Below are 3,201 nucleotides of genomic sequence, written 5' to 3'. Positions count from 1 at the left end.
TTATTACCCCCGGGTTTCCCTGGGTGTCGCCGAGCGCCCGCGCGGGCGGCGGCCTCGGTGGCACGTGCTCGGGACCCTCGGTGAAAAGCGGAAGAAAGGGACAAAATGGGATAAAGAAGAAAATCTCCTTTATCGTTCCGAGGGGGTGCGCACTGCCGGTGGTGCCTCTGCCACCGCAGCCCCTTCCGACACCGGCGCCCCCTCGGCCACATCCTCCGAGGCGTCCCCCTCCGGCGTCACCTCCACCTCACCCTTCCGAGAGGGCTGTGGCGGTGCGGGAGGCGGAGGGGTTCTGCCCACTCCCGGCGGCGCCGTCACCAGCACCTCCGAGAACGCGTCGTTGAGCTGTCGCTGCCGCTCCGCGTCCGACACCGGAACGTGCGGCACCGCCGGTGCGCCTCCCCCGACGTCGTCCGGACCGCTGTGCACCGGGACCACTCCGGGCGGCCGCTCCTGGGAAGAACCGGGCCGTCCGGTCGATAGGGGCGTTCCACGTCGGGGCGGCGGCGCGATCACCACCTCCGGGAGGACGTCCTGCCTCTGCGGGCGCACGGAGTCCCCGTCCTCGCCCGCCTCCCGCGTCGCTTCCCTCTCCTGCGTTCTTCCTGTCCCCGGCGGCGCGTGCACCTCCGGAGACCCTTCCACCACCGGTGTCGCCTCCGACTCCGGCAGCACGTGCGGCACCGGTACCGCTTCCTCCCTCGGCGGCACCACCTCCATCACCGGTACCACCTCCACCGTCACTTCCACCTTGGGTTCCGGCGGTGGCGAAAGGGGGGATACCGGCGTCGCTTCCGCCTTCGGTACCGCTTCCGCCTTCGGTACCGCTTCCGCCTCCGGTAGCGGCGGAGCGGGAGACTCCGGCGATACCGCCGTCTTCGGCGTCGCCTCCAGCTCTGCCGCCGGTTCGTTCGTCGGTTCCGCCTCCGACACCGGCTGTGCCGTCGACACCGGCGGCGCGGTCTCCGACACCGGTTGCGCGGTCGGCGCCGGCGGTGTCTTCGCCGGCCGTGTCGCCTCCGCCTCCCGCGGCGGAGGAGGGGGCGACACCTCCGCTCTTGGCGTCGGGCGGACGGCGGCCAGGGCGTCCTCCAATGCCCGCAGGGCCTCTGTCCGTTTCCGGTCCGCCTCCGCCAGCGCCTCGACCCCGTGCCCGTACTCCCTCTGGAAATCCGGGTCCTCGTACCGGGCGGGATCCTCCCGGGCCTCGCCGACCACCGTGTGCAGGGCCGTCCGGGTGTCGAGGTAGGCGGCGTCGGCCTTCTCGAACGCCTTCTGCGCGTCGAGCAGCGCGTCGACCTCCGGCGACGTGGTGTCCAGTCCCCGGTCCCGCGCCTCCTGCTCGTCCATCCACCGCAGCACCGGCGCCTCGGTCCAGGCCCCCTCGACCCGGCCCCCCGCCCCGCCGACCTCCGCCCAGGCCAGCCACCGCGTCGGGATCCGGACCAGGAACGTGCGTTTGCTCCCCGGCCCCCGCGCCACCGCGCCCGCCCGCTGCCCGGAGGAGGAGCCCTCGCCGGCCCGGGCGGCGGCGGTGGACTCCGGCTCCTGCGGGCTCTCGCGCAGCCGGTCGCCCGGCCGCGCCGAGTGGAGGACATGGACACCGCCACCGGTGGTGTGCGCGGTCGTCCGCGAGGTGCCGGAGGACTCGCCCGCCCCCTCCTGCTCGGAGTCCCGGGCCCGGCTCTCCCCGCTCACCGACACCACCGCGGCGCCCCCGAGGTCCACGAGCGCCCTCACCCCGACCCGGGTGTCGTCGAACTCGGTCAGGACGGCGCCCTTGCCCCCCGCCTCCATGGCCTCGGGGGCCAGGCCGCGCAGGACCGTCTCACTCTGCATGAAGGTGATCGGGTCGACCGGGTCCTCGCCCCCGACCCGCTCCGCCAGGAAGGTGCGCGCCTCCTGCGGGTCGGCCGTCGCGGCCGTCCAGCCGTGCGCCCGCGCGGTCGCGATGACCGCGGCGTCGAAGACTCCGCGCCCCGCGTGCCGGACGGCGGCGGGGGTGGTCTCCAAACCGCCGGTCCCGTCCCCGTACCCCGGCGCGGTGGTCCTCAGGCCCGTCACCCACCCGTCGACCAGAGAGATCGCGGTCCGACCGCCCGCGTTCGCCCGCACCCCCGGCACCATCGCCGCCGTCGCCGGGACGTGCGCGCTCGGGATCTCGGTGACCGGGGTGGCGGGCAGCGGCGGCCGGGGCACCGGTCCCGCCCCCACCTCCTCAACCGCGGGCACCGGCCCGCCGCCCTCCGCCTCCGGGTCGGTGTACCCCTCCCAGGCCGTGGTCACGGTGAGGTAGGACAGCGGGTGGACGCTCTCCGTCCGCCCGGCCGCGGCGGACGCGCTGTAGCTCCAGCCGCCGAAGGCCAGGTCGAGGTGCACATCCACGGCGGCGCTCACGATCGCGTAGGGCTCGAACACCACACGCTCGTGGGTCCGCTCCTCCGTGGTGCCGATCGACGCCGAGTTCTCCTCACCGGCCTGGTACCGGTACGCCGCCGTCCCGCCCGCCAGGACCACCCCGTTCCCGGCCCCGCTCCGGGCGTCGTTCCGGCGCTCGGTGGGGACGAGCACGTCCACGGCTCCGCCCGCCGCCCATGCGGAGAACCGTCGACCGCCCCGGGCGGAGCCGCGGGTCAGCGCCACCCGCTCGATGAACTCCATCTTCCCGCCCATGTGCTCGACCCGGTCGTCGCGCAGCCGCACGTCCAGGCGCAGCACCGCCTCCCGGGAGAACCCCTTGGCCCGGGTCCGCAGCGAGGGGGTGGTGGACCCCGGCTCCCGGTGGAACTCGACCTGGGTCCGGGTCGCCTTCACCCGGACCGGCAGCGGCGGCATGTCGGTCAGGCTCCGGTTGAGGTGCGTGCCCACCGTCCGGATCAGTTCCTCGCGGCTGAGCCCGGTCAGCTCCCACCCGTTGCCCGCCAACATCCCGATCAGGCGGTCCACCGCCGCGGTCGGATCCACCGGCCGCGACTGGTACCCCTTGTCGAGCAGGCCGTCGACGACCCCGATACCCGGCCGTACCGGCTCCGGCGGGGGCTGCGTCCTCAGACCGACGGGCGTCGTCCCGTCGGGGCCCGGCACGAGCCGGTCGGGGACGAGTCCGGCGATGAACGCCCACAGGGCGGGGACCACGACCTTCTGCGCGGCGGGGACCGGCAGCAGCACGGCCGTGTGGTCGTCGGTGCCGGGGGTCCGCGG

At 74.8% G+C, this 3,201-nt stretch carries 1 pseudogene; it reads right to left on the bottom strand.

The features are described from left to right. Positions 1–129: 129 nt before the first annotated feature. A pseudogene (locus ACJOT3_RS33690) lies at positions 130–3,201 on the bottom strand (hypothetical protein); the annotation flags it as partial.

The sequence above is a fragment of the Nocardiopsis protaetiae genome, assembly GCF_045446735.1.
GTDB classification, from domain to species: Bacteria; Actinomycetota; Actinomycetes; order Streptosporangiales; family Streptosporangiaceae; genus Nocardiopsis; species Nocardiopsis protaetiae.
Note: the sequence above shows the minus strand (reverse complement) of the source record. Positions and strands in the feature narration are given on the sequence as shown.